The 17,492-nt window shown below is 35.0% G+C and carries 11 protein-coding genes; 7 read left to right on the top strand and 4 right to left on the bottom strand.

The window, feature by feature from the left end:
- Positions 1-3: 3 nt before the first annotated feature.
- The 4 genes from ISP73_04940 to ISP73_04925 all read right to left on the bottom strand — a co-directional run bounded on the left by ISP73_04940 (position 4) and on the right by ISP73_04925 (position 4,866).
- On the bottom strand, positions 4-495 hold the full coding sequence (locus ISP73_04940; GenBank protein ID MBL6657933.1) for a TlpA family protein disulfide reductase: 492 nt from the start codon (positions 493-495) through the stop codon (positions 4-6).
- Positions 496-581: 86 nt separating this feature from the next.
- Positions 582-2,129 (bottom strand): T9SS type A sorting domain-containing protein, encoded by a 1,548-nt coding sequence (locus ISP73_04935; GenBank protein MBL6657932.1) that lies wholly within the window; start codon positions 2,127-2,129, stop codon positions 582-584.
- A 141-nt stretch (positions 2,130-2,270) separates the two neighbouring features.
- On the bottom strand, positions 2,271-3,764 hold the full coding sequence (locus ISP73_04930; GenBank protein MBL6657931.1) for a T9SS type A sorting domain-containing protein: 1,494 nt from the start codon (positions 3,762-3,764) through the stop codon (positions 2,271-2,273).
- Between the two features lie 10 nt (positions 3,765-3,774).
- Complete coding sequence (locus tag ISP73_04925) at positions 3,775-4,866, bottom strand: Omp28-related outer membrane protein (protein ID MBL6657930.1); 1,092 nt, start codon at positions 4,864-4,866, stop codon at positions 3,775-3,777.
- A gap of 246 nt (positions 4,867-5,112) precedes the next feature.
- On the opposite strand from ISP73_04925, the gene ISP73_04920 reads away from it, so the two are divergent.
- From ISP73_04920 to ISP73_04890, 7 genes are all read left to right on the top strand, one after another.
- A complete protein-coding gene (locus tag ISP73_04920; GenBank protein MBL6657929.1) occupies positions 5,113-5,826 on the top strand; it encodes a T9SS type A sorting domain-containing protein in 714 nt (237 codons plus the stop codon).
- A gap of 61 nt (positions 5,827-5,887) precedes the next feature.
- Positions 5,888-8,158 (top strand): NADP-dependent malic enzyme, encoded by a 2,271-nt coding sequence (locus ISP73_04915; GenBank protein ID MBL6657928.1) that lies wholly within the window; start codon positions 5,888-5,890, stop codon positions 8,156-8,158.
- Entirely contained in the window at positions 8,155-8,733 is a 579-nt protein-coding gene (ruvA, locus tag ISP73_04910) for a Holliday junction branch migration protein RuvA (protein ID MBL6657927.1), read from the top strand. Before ISP73_04915 ends, ruvA begins: the two co-directional genes overlap by 4 nt.
- Positions 8,734-8,818: 85 nt before the next feature.
- The gene (gene sprA, locus ISP73_04905; GenBank protein ID MBL6657926.1) at positions 8,819-15,901 is read left to right on the top strand and encodes a cell surface protein SprA; all 7,083 of its coding nucleotides are present in this window, start codon (positions 8,819-8,821) and stop codon (positions 15,899-15,901) included.
- 51 nt (positions 15,902-15,952) lie between these two features.
- On the top strand, positions 15,953-16,330 hold the full coding sequence (gene gcvH / locus ISP73_04900; protein ID MBL6657925.1) for a glycine cleavage system protein GcvH: 378 nt from the start codon (positions 15,953-15,955) through the stop codon (positions 16,328-16,330).
- The gene (gene vanZ / locus ISP73_04895) at positions 16,330-16,707 is read left to right on the top strand and encodes a VanZ family protein (GenBank protein ID MBL6657924.1); all 378 of its coding nucleotides are present in this window, start codon (positions 16,330-16,332) and stop codon (positions 16,705-16,707) included. Before gcvH ends, vanZ begins: the two co-directional genes overlap by 1 nt.
- A gap of 25 nt (positions 16,708-16,732) precedes the next feature.
- Positions 16,733-17,404 (top strand): energy transducer TonB, encoded by a 672-nt coding sequence (locus tag ISP73_04890; GenBank protein ID MBL6657923.1) that lies wholly within the window; start codon positions 16,733-16,735, stop codon positions 17,402-17,404.
- The last annotated feature ends 88 nt before the right edge of the window (positions 17,405-17,492 follow it).

Genomic DNA, 17,492 nt, shown 5'->3' with positions numbered 1-17,492 from the left:
TGTCTATTTTGATAGTGCTTCTATTTGCTCATATAATTCATACTCATCACCATCTTTGTAGCCAGTATGTTGCCAAACAATTTCTTTTTTCGAGTTTAGTAAGAATGTATGTGGCACTCCACCTACGCCCATAGCTCTTTTGAAATCACCGTTTGGATCACAATATACTTCGTATTCCCACATTTCGGAATTTACTTTTGGCTTTACTTTTGACATATTTCTTGCATCATCTATGGATATAGCAATAATTTTAACACCAGTTTCGTCTTGCCAATCTTCGTATACTTCGGCAATGGTAGATAATTCTTTGATGCAAGGCTTACACCATGTTGCCCAAAAACTGATAACAATCGGATTACCATCATTATCAAACTCTGATGAGTTTAAAATGGTATTTTCTAGTGTTTTAAGATCAACTTTTGGTAATGTCCTATTCTGAGAAAAGGCGATAAAATTGATGCTAATAAGAGCAATAATCAATAGGGATTTTTTCATAGTATTTTATTTTTTAAGCATTAAAAAAGGTCAGCAATTAGTTTTGGTTAATCTACTGACCTTTTTTGTTTTTAGCAAATTAACTCTTACTTGCTAACGGTAATTTTTACTGTGTTAGTTACACCATTAATTGTTAGGTGAGCAAAGTAAATGCCGTTAGTCATTCTATCAACGTTAATGTCTATGTTATTATTGCCAGGTTGAAGCGAATAATCATTAGACAAAATTGTTTCACCTAATACGTTTAATATATCTAATCTTACGTTTGAAGTTTTTGTTAAACTAAAAGATAATTTTGCATCAGATTGAATTGGGTTAGGAAATACAGAAAGAGCAATATTTGATTCTTCGTTGATACTTGATGGGTCTGCTGCTTGAGTATTTTCAAAAGAAGCGTCATCAGTATTTTCAAAATTTTGTACCATTTGTTCTGCAATTACCATACCGTTACTATTTTCAATTGACCAATTGCCATCAACACCACCATTAGTATTTGTTGATGCTGCAAGCCCATCGCCATAATAGTCATAAATTGTAAATTTAAAGCAACCTGTAGATGGAAGGTTAACATCCCAATCGTAAGATTGATTATTTCCTAGTGGATTTGTTGCATCATCTGAAGGTAGCTGTCCAGTACCAGTAATTCCAGCGTTAGCTTCATTACCCTCAAACCAAATCACATTATCATTTTCATCAGTAATCTCCATGTAGACTTCGTTTCCATAATTATCTGTTAAAAGATTAACAGTAACTTTTTGTGTGGTTTGAGCATTCGAAAAGTTAATAGAATGTGACATATTATTGTCAGCATTATTGTCGTCTGGAGTTGTTATTTCTATTTCAATAGTTTCGCTGTCAACCGTTACATTTCCAAAATCAATAGTTGTAGTTTGATATGTTTCTAAAGAACCGCTAAAGTCTTCTGTACCAATACTTTGGCCATTAGCAGACAATTCAACTGAAAAGTTACTTAATAATTCTGTTCCCATATTTTGAACTATAACAGAAAGATTACCTGATGCACTAGCTTCACAGCCTACAGGCATTATTGTTGTGTTGATGTCTAGTAAAGCAGCATTTGTGCCTGAAAAAGCTGCCATACAGTCGTCTAAATTACTGTAATGATTTGCAGCCGTAGCCTGACCAGATTCAGTGAGTGTTCTATTTGGGCAAATAGTGTAAATTATTGGCCAATAAGGAAGAGCATACAAGTCAGCTATATTGTTGTCATTAATAATTGGGAAATGAACTTCTTCTCCATTTGGTTCTAGCCAATTTCCTAAATCGCTGTTTTCTAATTCACTTTCTGGTGTGCCATCATCACCTTCGAACCAAAGAATCATTACATCATCAGTAGTATTAGCATTTACACCAGGTTCTCCAGCTGGACCGTGAGCAGCCCAAATTTCTTCAAAAGTTCCACCAGAGTGGTAGTTCCAACATGGACCACACCAAGTCGCACTGATATCTAAAATTACAGTATACCCCTGGTCAAGATAATCATAAAGTCTATGTTGGTTTCCATTCATATCTGTAGTAGTGAAGTCAGGAGCAATGGAGCCATCTGGTAACTGCGCACTAGTATTAAAAGTAAATGACAATAAAAACGCTAGTACTATTAAAATTGCTTTCATAAAATTGTATTAATTAAGTTTAGTTTGACACAAAATTAATAAAAAAAGACCATTATACAGCTTATAAGGACAATTATCCTTACGAAAAAAGAGCAGCCAAATTGGCTGCTCTCATGATTTATTAATAATTAAAATAACTTTCTAGTCTATTTTTATTAGCTTTTGAGAAATATTTAATGATGGAGATAATAATTCGACGGTATATATTCCTGCTTCTAGATGCTCTAATTTTAGTGGTATTGTATTAGCTCCAACATTTAGATTGACAGACTTTGATATTACCATTTCACCCAAAATGTTAAACACATTTAGCGCTACATTGTTGATTTTTTCTTTCATATCAACTTCTAATGTGCTAAGACCGTTTGTCGGATTTGGGTAGATAGAATTCTTCACAATAGAATTTTCCTTAATGGCAGAAACTTTTTTGTAAAGGAACTTACGTTTTAATGAGGCTTTATACTCATCGCCAAATATCTCAACAATTGTTGTGTTCTGACTTCCACTTAATAATCTGAAGAATGAAGGACCATCATCATGAGTCGGATAGTTATACATACCATTATTTTGACTGTCGTAAACCTCAAAGAAATAACAGCCGTCTGATTCTAAGCTTATACTTTGATCATCTTGTGGCTGTGGGTCATACTCAGTAGTGTTCGATGAATTTGAATATGGCCCTCCACTTTCTACAGTAGTGCCATTTAGGTCCTTAATTTCCCAACTTACTTGATTTCCAAAATTATCAGTTGTAATTTGTAAAGTCATATTGCCAGAACCTTCTTTGGCGAGTACAATGTTCTGATTCAAACTGTTATCGCTTTGCAAAACATCTTCACTAGTGATTTTGATTTCTAATGACGTCGGACCATCAATTTGAACGGTTCCAAAGTCTAATTCAACAAAACCGTAGGTGCTTATTGAGTTTCCACTGTATTGTTGAGTTGCAATTGAGTTGCTACCATCAAATACTTCTGCTGTAAAAGCAGTTACATTATCTGTTCCCATATTTTGAAATCTAGCTTTAACGTCAACATTTGTTCCGCAGGTTGTTTTTTCTCCTGTGTAGTCAAAAGTTGCTAAGTTTTTACCGTTTTGGGCATTTACACACTCACCAATTACACTATAATGGGCGTCTGCTGATATTGCACCAGATTCTGTTACAATCCTATTAGGACAAACGGTAAAAACGGTCGGATAATATACTAATTCATAACTTGATGCCACAGTTTCTTCATTGACTATTGGAAAATGTGTGCCAGTAATCCAATCGCCATAAGAATTTGAAGTTTCACCTTGTAAGTCCGCTAGTCCAGTATTTGATGACGACTCAATCATAAATACAAAAACATCATCTGTTGTATTTGCGCTTACGCCAGGCCAACCTGCAGGCCCATGCTCTTCCCACAATGTCTCTAAATGACCAGCTTGGTGGTACGACCAACAAGGACCGCACCATGTTGCATTTAAATCCATAACCACCGTATATCCACTGTCTAAAATATCATATAGAGTATGTGAGTTGCCTTCAATGTCTGTCACAGTAAAATTAGGACCAACGCTTCCGTCTGGAAGTTGTGCTTTTACACCAACTACAGATAAACAAATTAATAGTGTTGTTAAATAATTTTTCATGCTCATTTTTCTATTTAATAATTACTTTTTGTGTACTTGAATTTATTTCATTTGACAACTCAAGAATATATATCCCAGTTTCTAAAGCACTCACATCAACCTGAAATTTTCGTTGTCCTGAAGAAAAAGTTATATTTTCATTAAACACAGTTTGCCCAAGAAGATTATGAATCTTGATGTTTACATCACTTGCTTTTCTGATTTCAAATTCTACATTAAGTTTGTCGTTTGTAGGGTTTGGGTATAGTTCTAACGGTTTTATTGAAAACTCTTCAATATTGGTTGCAGAGCCCAAAATAGGCTTCATGTGTGTAGCATTAAGTACTTCTTGCTTATCCTCTGTTATGAAAACAGCAATATCTAAATCTTTAACTTTCAATTCTACACCTTGTATATTTCCAGGGAGTGTATAATTTATAGTTTTTCTTACAAAAGTGCCAGGTTCAATATCTTCAATTTTTTCTCCCCATGCTCCTAAAGGCATGTGTCTAAGAATGTGTTTGTGGTTGTAGTTGTTGTCATTTCCATCTGCTGGATTATAACTTGAAGCTCCGGATTGAGAGCCAAAAATATTGTCTTGTAAGACTGCTACGTTCAGCTTATTAAAGCTAACTGTTTGAGAGCCAGTATAATACATTTCAACTTCAACAAATAAATTTCTTGTAGCGGTATCAACAACAGCATTCATTCCAATGTTTACCACTGCTGTTTCAGCTAAAACTTGATCTGAAACAGCACTCCATGCACTCCTACCCATAGACGTTGAGCTGCCAGAAAAAACATGCCTATTGATAGTCCCAGTAGGGTATCCTGTTATTCCAGACTGATCAGCTAAAGTTGGACCAAATGCAGTATTTAGGTTTGGATTGGTTGTAGGAGCATAACCTCCAGTATGTATTCTAATTAGAACAACATCGCCGGGGTTAGCTACTTTTATATCGTTTGCTATCTTATGTCCATCGGGGCAGTAGGGACAGTTTCTACCCGTATATTCCTCGAGTAAAACATTTTTGTTTTCGGCTTGTGTAGTGTCAACAAGTTGTTGCGCAATTGAGGAAACACTAGCGGCAATACCGATAAATAATAGTAGATGTTTTTTCATGATTATTTCAAGTTTTTAAGTTGTAGTTATTCTAGTTAAATTATATAAGATACCTATTTTCGAGCATCTTTACAAATTTTATTGCTATAATAAGGGGTTGCAAAATAATACATATCTTTCTTATAAGTTAAAGATTTTTTTTTAACTATATAGTCAAATCTTACACTTTCAAAGCTATTTTTAAAAACTTTTATCAAACATGATTTTATTTTTTTTCTTAGTATATTTGTACAAAACCATATTATTATGAAAAAAGCAATACTTTTCTTTTTAGTTGTGTCAACAGTTCAAGTATTTTCACAAAGTAGTAGTATTACTGTTGAGCCGCATGAAAACAATGTTAACACTTCCAACTCTACCTCATTATTTGGAGATTTAGGAACTGATATTAAAGTGAAAAATATTTCACCAAGTTCTATTAATATTAAAGTTTCTAGAGAAGTTATTTCAGCAACTTCAGGAACTGAAAACTATTTTTGTTGGCAGTCTTGTTACTTGCCTTCTACATCTGTTTCCCCACATACTATCTCTTTCTCTCCAGGGCAAGAATTACCAACAAACTTTCAAGTTCATTTTGACAATAAAGGAATTTTACCCGCTTCGGCTTCAATCAAATATTGTGCATTTAATGCTGATAATGAACCTGACTCTGCTTGTACTATTGTTAACTATGTCATTACAGGAACCTCCATTGACGAAAATAGTTTAAGTAACTTTTCAGACTTTCACCCTAATCCAGCATCTTCTTATGCGAGTTTAAACTATTCAGTTCTTCCTTCTCAGTCTGCTGAAGTGGTAGTAACTGATATGCTAGGTACAATTGTAGAGAATAAGATTATTAAAAACAATCAGGGTATTGTAAGGTTAGATGTGAGTAATACGCCAAATGGCTTATACTTTGCTAACATATATGTTGATGGAAAGTTAGACGCTATAAAGCGATTGCTAGTCAGAAAATAATAATACTATCATATTAATAAAATGCCGGCTTCAAGCCGGTTTTTTTATATATTTTTACGCCATGTCTACTACACGTAAAAAACAAGAAGCTCTAGATTATCATCAGTCTGGAAGACCTGGAAAAATAGAAGTTGTACCAACTAAAAAACACAGTTCACAGCGGGATTTAGCCTTGGCTTATTCGCCTGGAGTTGCAGAACCATGTATTCGTATTAGTGAAGACAAAGACGATGTTTATAAATACACTGCAAAAAGCAATTTGGTTGCCGTTATCACTAATGGAACGGCAGTATTGGGTTTAGGAGATATCGGCCCTGAAGCTTCAAAACCAGTGATGGAAGGAAAGGGTTTGTTATTTAAGATTTTTGCAGATATCGATGTTTTTGATATAGAGGTAGATGCTTCTGATGTTGATAAATTCGTTGAGGTAGTGAAATCCATTGCCCCAACTTTTGGAGGGATAAATTTAGAAGACATTAAAGCTCCTGAATGCTTTGAAATTGAAAAGCGTTTGAAAGAGGAGTTGTCTATTCCAATTATGCACGATGACCAACACGGAACTGCGATTATTTCTGCAGCGGCTTTAATAAATGCTTTAGAAATTGCTGAAAAGAAAATAGAGTCAGTAAATATTATTATTAATGGTGCTGGAGCAGCAGCAATGTCGTGTGCTAAATTGTACCTGTCCTTAGGTGCAAAAAAGGAAAATATAGTAATGCTGGATAGTAAAGGCGTTATTAGAAAGGACGCTGAAAATCTGACTGCGGAAAAACAGTTTTTTGCAACCGATAAAAACATTAATACTTTAGACGAAGCTATAAAAGATGCTGATGTTTTTCTTGGACTTTCTTCTGGAAACATTATGTCTAAGGAAATGGTTAAATCTATGGCTAGAATACCTATCGTTTTCGCATTGGCTAATCCTGACCCAGAAATTTCTTACGATGAGGCTGTGTCAGCAAGGGAAGATATCATTATGGCAACAGGTCGTTCCGACCATCCTAATCAAGTTAATAACGTATTAGGATTTCCATACATTTTTAGGGGTGCTTTGGATGTAAGAGCTACATGCATTAATGAAGAAATGAAACTTGCAGCTGTTAAAAGTATTGCTGATTTAACTAAAGAAATAGTTCCTGATACCGTTAACCTTGCTTACGGCGAAAAAGTCATTACGTTTGGTCCAGAGTACATTATTCCAAAGCCGCTTGATAGTAGATTAATTTCTGTAGTAGCACCAGCAGTAGCAAAAGCAGCGATAGAATCTGGAGTAGCACGTAAAAAAATAACCGATTTTGAAAAATATGCTCAAGAGCTTGAGAAACGCTTAGGTCTTGATAACAAATTAGTAAGACAAATTACAACCAAGGCCAAAAGAAGCCCAAAGAAAATTGTATTTGCTGAAGCTGAAAACTACAAGATTTTAAAAGCAGCACAGCAAGTTAAAGACGAAGGAATTGCTATCCCAATATTATTAGGAAGAACAAAAAACATTGAGCAGCTGATTGAAGATAATGTGCTTGAACTTGAAGGAGTTCAGATTATAGATCCAAAAAGTGAACACGAACGAAGTAGACGCCATGAATTTGGTCAAATATTATTTGAAAAACGTCAACGAAAAGGGCTTACATTATTTGAGGCGCAAAAATTGATGCGTGAGCGAAATTATTTCGGTGCAATGATGGTTGATCAAGGTTTAGCCGATGCTTTTATTTCAGGAATTAACAGAAACTACCCCAATACTGTCCGTCCAGCACTACAAATTATTGGTACTGAAGAAGGTGTTGAAAAGGTTGCTGGAATGTTCATTTTGAACACAAAAAAAGGAAGTTTGTTTTTAGCAGATACTACAGTTAATATAGACCCTACTGCTAAAGAATTGGCAAATATTGCTGAACTTACAGCCAAAGCAGTTAGACGATTTAATATTACTCCAAAAATTGCTCTCCTATCGTATTCAAATTACGGCTCATCACAAAGTCCAAATGTTTCCAAAATTATGGAGGCTAGAAATTTAATTAAGAAAAGCAATCCAAGCCTTATTGTTGATGGAGAAATCCAAGCTGACTTCGCACTCAATAAAGAAAAAAGAGAACAAAATTTCCCCTTTACAGATTTAAAAGAAAATGCTAATACACTTATATTTCCTAACTTAGAGTCTGGTAATATAGCGTATAAACTACTCCAAGAATTTGACGATGTAGAGGCTATAGGACCAATTCTTATTGGAATGAAAAAGCCTGTTCACATTCTACAGTTGGGGTGCTCAGTTCGAGAAATAGTCAATATGGTAACCATAGCAGTAATAGATGCTCAAGCAAAAAGAAAATGATAACACACATTCAAGGAAAATTAATAGAGAAAAACCCTTCATATGTTATAATAGACTGTAATGGCGTGGGGTATTTATTACGAATTTCATTGCAAACGTTTTCAAAATTATCAGATGATGAATTTTGCAAACTGTTTACTCATCTGTCCATAAAAGAAGATGCTCATACCCTATATGGTTTTTTTGATAATGCTGAAAGAGACTTGTTCAGACAACTCATTTCCGTGTCTGGTGTAGGGCCAAATACTGCCCAAATGATTCTTTCGTCATTGAATCCAAATGAAATTCAGCAAGCCATACTTTCTAATAATGTGACAACCCTACAAAGTGTGAAAGGTATAGGGGGCAAAACAGCTCAGCGTATAATTTTGGATTTAAAAGACAAAGTCATCAAGTTAGATTTAGGCCATTCTTCTATGATTTCACACAATACTGTTAAGGATGAAGCGTTATCGGCTTTAACTATGCTAGGGTTTAATAAAAATAGTATCGAAAAAGTAATCGATAAAGAACTGCAAGAAGTTGCTGATTTAGGGGTTGAAGAAGTGGTTAAAAGAGTACTTAAAAAAATGTAATATTTTTGGTGCCTTATTAAGAAATCAGATAGTGATTTATAGACATCTTATTTTTAAGCGAGCACTTTGGTGCTTTTTGTTGTTTTTGGCACAGAGTAATAGCCTTTTTTCTCAGAGCCAAAGCGATAGTCTTATATTTGACTTGCCTGAATCTGAACCATGGGAATCTCCACTAGATGAGCCCTCGAGTGGTTTTTATTTTTCGAACCCCACCTTTCTACAACCAACAATAGAATACGATCCTGAAAGTAAACTCTATAATATAGAGCATGAAAATAACGGTTTACGTTTAAGCAATTCTTCATATTTGACTTTTGATGAGTATAATGATTATAACATTAGAAAGTCTATTTCAGAGTATTGGAAGGAAAAAACATCAAGCCCAAAATTAAACGGTGAAAATCAGAATAAGGGTCCGCTAAGTATTGATATTGGCGGTGAAATATTCGATAAAATTTTCGGAAATAGCACAGTCGATATTCGACCTCAAGGTTCTGCCGAGCTCATCTTTTCTGTAAAGCACAACAAGACTCAAAACAACGCTTTGCCACTGGATAGACAAAGCAACACGAGTTTTGACTTCAAGCAGAAAATACAAATGAATGTGATTGGTAAAATTGGCGATAAACTCCAGCTAAACACCAACTATAATACAGAAGCCATATTTGATTTTGATAATAAAATTAAGCTAGAATACGAGGGTGAAGAGGATGAAATAATCAAGAAGATAGAAATAGGAAATGTTGGACTTCCACTTAATGGGACATTAATTTCTGGAAGCCAAAGTTTGTTAGGGCTAAAAACGCAGTTACAATTTGGTAGAGCGACAGTTACTACCATTATTTCTCAACAAAAAAGTAATTCAAAAGTTATTGATGTTGAAGGTGGTGCTCAAACTACCGAGTTTGATATCTACGCCGATCAGTACGAAGCCAATAAACACTTTTTCTTATCGCATTATTTTAGGTCACAATATAATGAGGCGATGTCAAATTTACCATTTATTAGCTCCCCCATAAACATTACAAAAATTGAAGTTTGGGTAACCAACAAAACAGGTACAGTAGAGAATAATAGAAACTTACTTGCCTTTTTAGATCTAGGAGAATCGGCTTCAGAAATGTACAATACAACTTTATTTTCTGACAATGCTGACCAGTCTTTTCCAGATAATGATAACAATACTCTTTATCAACAAATGTTGTCTGAAGGCATCAATTTGAGAAATATTAATCAAGTCAATAGTATTTTCAATACGACTAATTACCCTAATTTCTTGGGTTCACAAGATTATGAGAAATTGGAAAGAGCACGCTTACTTTCTCCAACTGAATATAGCTTCCACCCACAACTAGGATACATCTCACTCAATAGCGTTATAGGTCCTGATGAAGTACTTGCAGTAGCGTTTCAATATACAGTTGGTAATGAAATTTATCAAGTTGGTGAATTTAGTTCAAACGGTCCATCTGCCCCTAGTTCTCTTTACGTTAAATTGTTAAAAAACCTAAGCTTTTCTCCACTCTTACCCAACTGGGATTTGATGATGAAAAACATCTATTCCTTAGGGGCGTATAATATCAGTGCAAAAGAATTTTACTTGGATGTTGTATTTGAAAATACTCGAGATAATGGTACGATTACGAATTATATTCCTGAGGATGGTTTAGAAAACAAACCGCTTATTAATCTTTTATCGCTGGATCAATTGGACGTCCAACAAGAGAGGCGTGCCGATGGTATTTTTGATTTTTTACCAGGCACGACTATTTTGACTTCTAACGGAAAGATTATATTTCCAATTCTAGAACCTTTTGGAGATGATTTGAGAGATAAGTTTGATAATAACGATATAGCAAATCAGTATGTGTATGATGAATTGTATGATTCTACTTTAACCATCGCTCAGCAATTTCCAGAGTACAATAAATTTAGGTTGAAAGGAAGTTATCAGTCCGAGTCTGGTGCTGAAATATATTTGGGTGTATTTTCTATAGAGCAAGGCTCAGTCGTTGTAACTGCTGGCGGACTTCGCCTTGAAGAAGGAATAGACTTTACCGTAAATTACTCAATGGGTAAAGTCAATATTATTAACGAAGGTATTTTACTTTCAGGGACACCTATACGAATTGCGGTTGAAAGCAATTCCCTTGGACTTCAGCAAAAAACCTTAGTAGGAACACATGTTGATTATCGCATTTCCGACGACTTTATGTTGGGAGGAACCATCTTGAACCTTACCGAAAAGCCGTATTCTAAAAAAGTAAATACTGGAGACGAGCCTATTTCAAATACCATTTGGGGATTAGACGGGACATATAGAAGAGAGTCAAGCCTTCTTACAAAGATTGTTGACTTTTTGCCAATTCTAGAAACCAAAGAGAAATCAACACTCACAGCTCAAGGTGAATTTGCTCACCTTATTCCTGGACATCAAAGAGCAATTGGAGAGTCTGGTACAGCCTACATTGATGATTTTGAAGCGAGTAGCACAGGCATTGACATTAAAAATCCAGGCGCTTGGTTTTTAGCGAGTTTGCCAAATGACCCAAATATTTTTCCAGAATCAATGCTTGAAAATCAAGCACCACGTTTGGGAAATATCAATACTGGAGCTAATAGAGCCTTACTTTCTTGGTACAATATTGATCCTACTTTTTATAGAAACTCAAGCACAACACCTTCTCATATTGCCAATGATGATAATCAATTATCTGACCATAATGTAAGAGAGGTTTTAGAAAAGGAAGTTTTTCCAAATAAAGACCCACAGTATGCTACCCAAGTTTCAAACTTACCAGTACTGAATCTTTATTTTGATCCAAATGAAAGAGGTCCATACAATTACGATACTGAAAATATTACGACTTCAGGTCTATTGCTAAATCCAGAACAACGTTGGGCAGGGATAATGAGAAAACTTGAAACTACTGACTTCGAAACACAAAACATTGAGTTTGTTGAGTTTTGGCTAATGGATCCTTTCAATGATGATTCTGATAATCAGAATGGTGGTACAATTATGCTTAATTTAGGTAATGTTTCAGAAGATGTACTTAGAGACGGATTTAAAAGTTTTGAAAATGGACTGCCTTCTTCAACAGACTTATTAAATGTAGATGATACTAGCAGTGTATGGGGAAGAATGCCAACTACTTTTGCTTTAACCAACTCTTTTGATGTTGATGCAGAGTCGAGAGAATTTCAAGATGTTGGTCTTGACGGTTTGAGAGATGTGGATGAACGAGCATTTTTTGATACCGCATACATTCAAAAAATAGGCAATATTTATGGGACAACTAGTCAAGCCTACAATTTAGCAATAGAAGACCCTTCTTCAGATAATTACAACTACTTTTTAGGGGATGATTTAGACGATCAAAGAGCTTCCATATTAAATAGGTACAAGTATTTTTCAGGAATTGACGGAAACTCTGCCATTCCAAATCCCACGCCAACAATGTCAACTACAATACCAAATACGGAAGACATAAATTTTGATAATACGCTTAATGAGTCAGAAAGCTATTACCACTACAACATTCCTATTTTTCCGAATATGCAAGTAGGAGAAAGTTACATTACCGATATACAAGAATCTGTTGCCAAAACACCAAATGGCAACAGAGTGATAAAGTGGTATCAGTTCAAAGTTCCAGTTCAACAAGCAGATAAAGTTGTTGGGTCAATTAGAGATTTCAAATCCATTCGATTTATTCGAATGATGCTAAAAGATTTTGAAGAGCCTGTTGTATTACGATTTGCTACCTTAGAATTAGTTCGTGGGGAGTGGAGGCGTTACAATTTTGACCTTAAAACTGAAGGGGAATACGTGCCAAATGATAATGTTTCCAACACTTCATTTGATGTGTCAGTAGTGAATATTGAGGAGAATGGAGAGAGAGTTCCAATTCCATATGTGTTACCTCCTGGAATTGAACAAGAGGTGGATAATACTACAACTTATGTAAGAAGGCAGAACGAACAGTCATTAGTACTTAAAGTTTGTGATTTGGAGGACGGAGACTCTAGAGCAGCTTACAAAACATTTAACAACGACTTCAGAACGTATAAACGTCTAAAAATGTATGTTCATGCCGAAGCTTCTGGAGAAAATGAGTTGGATTTAGCCGACGACGATTTATCATTATTCATTCGATTAGGAACAGATTTTAATGATAACTATTACGAATATGAGATTCCTTTAAAAGTAACCCCGTGGGGTGTTTCAAAACTGGATGACGAGTTAATTTGGCCTACTGCAAACGAGCTAAATATTGCTTTTGAAGAATTACTAGATGAGAAGAAACTGCGAAATAAAGCCGTAAGAGATGGTGACCATTCAAGTACTACAGACCCATTTTCTAGAGCTGGCTCACAGATTACCGTTGTAGGAAATCCAAACTTGAGTAAAGTAAAAACTATAATGTTGGGTATTCGTAACCCTAAAAAAGGTCAGCCTAACTCTTCAAGTTTTGATGATGGCTCTACAAAATGTGGTGAAGTGTGGCTGAACGAGTTAAGGTTAACTGACTTTGACGAAAGAGGTGGTTATGCGGCCAATGGACGTATTAATGCTCGATTAGCGGACTTTGCAAATGTGAATCTTACCGGAAGCATGAGTACTATTGGCTTCGGTACAATTGACCAAAGTCTCACTGCACGACAAAAGTATGATGCTTACCAATACGACTTTTCATCATCCTTTGCACTTGGTAATTTCTTTGGGCAAAAAGCCAATATAAAAGTGCCAATGTATATTGGGGTATCGGAGTCTATTCAAAACCCTCAATACAATCCTCTTGACCCTGACATAACACTAAAAGCTTCTTTGGATGAATTAGAAACTAAAGAGGAAAAAGATGAGCTTAAAGAAATTGCACAAGACCTTACAAAGCGAAAGTCAATAAACTTTACGAACGTCAGAAAAAATAAATCTAATTCCACATCCAAAAAGAGTAGAATTTATGATTTAGAAAACTTCTCAACTACATATTCAAGAAATGAGACCTTTTCAAGAAATTCCAGCCTTAAAGAACGTACTACGGTAACCTCAAAATTAGCTTTGAATTATAGCTATTCTTCGAAACCAAAGAATATTAAGCCTTTCCAAAAAGTGAAGTTGTTTAAAAACAAATACTTTGCTCTAATTAGAGATTTCAACTTCTACACTTTGCCTAAATCAATAAGCTTCCAAACAGATTTGGACAGATACTACAATAAGACACAGTTTAGAAATCTAAACAATCCAGATTTTATCCTATCACCATTCTATAATAAAGCGTTTGTATGGAATAGAAATTATAGCATTAAATATGATTTAACGCGTACTTTAAAAACAGAGTTTAAGGTCAGAAATACTGCTAGTATAGACGAGCCCCTTGGCGATTTAGCAAAGTCCGACCCATATTACTCTGTTAAAAGAGATTCAGTTTGGAATAACATCCTCAATTTTGGTCGTCCAACATTGTACCATCATTCTGTAAATGCTACATACAATGTGCCATTATCCAAGTTTCCGTTAACATCTTGGATAAATATGAATGCTAAATACACAGCAAACTATGATTGGCTTTCAGCACCTTTGAGTATTCAAAGTTTAGGGAATACCATACAAAATAGCAATAATAAACAGATTAACACAACCTTTAACTTCACTCAGTTATACAACAAAGTACCTTTCCTTAAAAAATTAAATAAGCCTAGTCCCCGTCGAACCTCTCGAACTTCTGCAAACGTTATACAATTACCAAATGAAGCTCAGGATACGGTAAAAACCTCAATTAAAGATGTATTAAACACCTTATTGAGAACCACTATGCTCGTAAGAAATGTCTCCGTTTCCTATAGACAAAATCAGGGAATAGTAATGCCAGGTTTCACCAAAAAACCTCATTTCTTTGGTCAAGACTGGGACGCAATGGCGCCAGGGATACCATTTGCATTGGGCAGTCAGGACATAGACATCAGGGAGTTAAGTACTCAAGGAGGCTGGTTGACCAACCGAACGGATTTAAACCAGTTCTTTAGGCTTACTAATAGTGAAACAGTAAATTTAAGAGGAACGCTCGAACCGGCAAAAGGCTTTAGAATAGAGCTGACTGCTAATAGAACAAAAACCATTAACTCTCAAGAGATATTTAGATATGATGATTTGACTAATGATTATCAATCTTTCAACACCGTTGAAAATGGAAGTCATAGTATCTCATTCATAAGTTGGAATACAGCCTTTATTCGTGATGCTGAAGACCATTCTAACCAGACCTTCCAAGACTTTAGAAACAATAGAATTATTATTGCTAATAGGCTAGCAAATGAAAACCCTTATGATAATTCAATTGTTGATAGCACTGGTTTTCCGTTGGGTTATCAGAGTTCCTCTCAAGAGGTTTTAATTCCTGCATTTTTAGCAGCTTATGCCGGCAAAAATCCATCTACGGTTAGCTTGAATAAATTTCCAAATATTCCAATACCAAATTGGAGGATAAATTTTGACGGATTAAGAAATGTAAATTGGATTAAAAAACGTTTGAATAATATTATCCTCAGCCATTCCTATCAATCGACTTATAGCGTTGGAAATTATGTTACAAGTTTAGATTATGAGCAAGGATTTGAAGATTGGCCTAATAAAGTGAATGAAGCGACCTCGAATTACTTCGAAAAGTATGAGATTAATCAAGTTACACTAAGAGAAAGCCTAAATCCACTAATTAAAGTGGACATGACCTTTAAAAATAGTTTGATGGCTCGTTTTGAAATTAAAAAGGAACGAACGCTTAATCTTGGATTGAGTAATAACCAACTTACCGAAAGAGCTTCTAACGAATTGATAATTGGAACGGGCTATAGAATTAAAGAACTAGCATTTAATGTGAAGGCAGCAGGAAGGTCTAAAAAGATTAGCTCTGACCTGGATTTAAAGTTAGATTTTTCAATACGTTCAAATAAAGTAGTCATCCGAAAACTTGAAGAAAATTTAGAGGAAATAACAGGCGGAAATAGCGTGCTATCATTGAAATTTACTGCTGATTATGTGGTAAGTAGCCGATTTAACTTGCGCCTATTCTTCGATAAAGTCATGACTAATCCATATGTTTCAAATAGCTTCCCCTCTGCTGTTACAAATGGAGGTTTTAGTGTGAGATTTACATTGGCACAATAGAATTATTGTACAACAAATGTTGTACTTTTGCACCATTAAAATTTACTAATTATGAATATCCCAACTGAATTAAAATATACTAAAGACCACGAGTGGGTAAGAATCGAAGGCGATGAAGCAGTGGTAGGAATTACGGATTTTGCTCAAAGTGAATTGGGCGATATCGTATTCGTTGAAATTGAAACTGAAGGCGAAACTATTGATAAAGAAGAAGTTTTTGGAACAGTAGAGGCCGTAAAGACCGTATCAGATTTATTCATGCCACTTTCTGGAGAAATAATGACTTTCAATTCTGATTTGGAAGATGCTCCAGAAACCGTAAATTCAGACCCTTATGGTGAAGGCTGGATGATTCGAATAAAGCTTTCGGACACATCAGAATTAGACGGTTTATTATCTGCTGAAGATTACAAGGACCTGATTCATTAATGCGTTACACTCTCGCTATATCATGGTTAGTGTTAATAGCGATACTACACGCAATTCCAGGTGACGACATCTCAAAATTTGATTTTTTAGATGGATTACATATTGACAAAGTAGTTCATGCTACAATGTTTATTCTTGCTTTTGTCTTATTAGCTAATGCAGAAAAAAGGCAATATGAACCGCCTTCATTTCGTTATATAATTGTTGGTTTAGTCATCTATGGATTTGCCTTAGAATATTCTCAAGGCTATTTTTTTGAAAATAGAAGCATGGATGTCTTTGATTGGTTGGCTGATATTTGTGGAATTTTGATAGGCCTTATACTTTTTCGTAAAATTCCTTTTTTATCCTCTACCACTTCTTGTAAAAAAGTTTAAATTTGTTTTGTAACATTTATTGAATATGGACCCAAAGAAAAATCCTAAAGTCGATTTAGAGAAAAAAAGAGGCTTATTTATGCAAATAGGCTTGGCTCTTTCTCTTTTGATAGTTCTTGGTGCTTTTGAATACAGAACTTATGAAAAAGTAGTTTCTTCTCTTGGAGATTTAATTTTAGAGGCTGATTTCGAAGAAGAAATCGAGAACACCTTTAGAGAAGAAAAACCACCACCACCACCACCACCACCACCTGATGAAATCGTTATCGTTGAAAACGAAGAGGAAATAGAAGAAACGATAATTGACGAAACAGAGTCGGATGAAGATTTAGAGGTTATTGAGGAAGAAGAAGAAACTACTGATGAAATCTTTATGGTAGTTGAGGATATGCCTCGTTTTGAAGGATGTTCGGATGAAACCTGTACTCAAACAAAAATAATGCAATTCATCGCTAGAAAAACAAAATACCCGCCAATTGCTAAGGAAAACAATATCACTGGTAGAGTATTTGTTAGTTTTGTAGTAGATAAAACGGGTTCAGTAACAAATGTAAAAATACTTAGAGGAGTAGATAAATACTTAGATGCTGAAGCAGTAAGAGTTGTTAAAAGTCTGCCCAAGTTTAGACCAGGAAAGCAAAGAGGAAAACCTGTAAAGGTGCAGTATAATGTTCCAATTAGTTTTAGACTAAACTAAGTTTTAATAATAATTTTAAAGAGGCTTGTCAATTTCGACAAGCCTTTTTTAGTTCCCATAAAAAAAAGTACCTTTATAATCTTTACCA

It is taken from the genome of Flavobacteriales bacterium (genome assembly GCA_016779935.1).
Taxonomy (GTDB): Bacteria; Bacteroidota; Bacteroidia; order Flavobacteriales; family UBA7312.
Note: the sequence above shows the minus strand (reverse complement) of the source record. Positions and strands in the feature narration are given on the sequence as shown.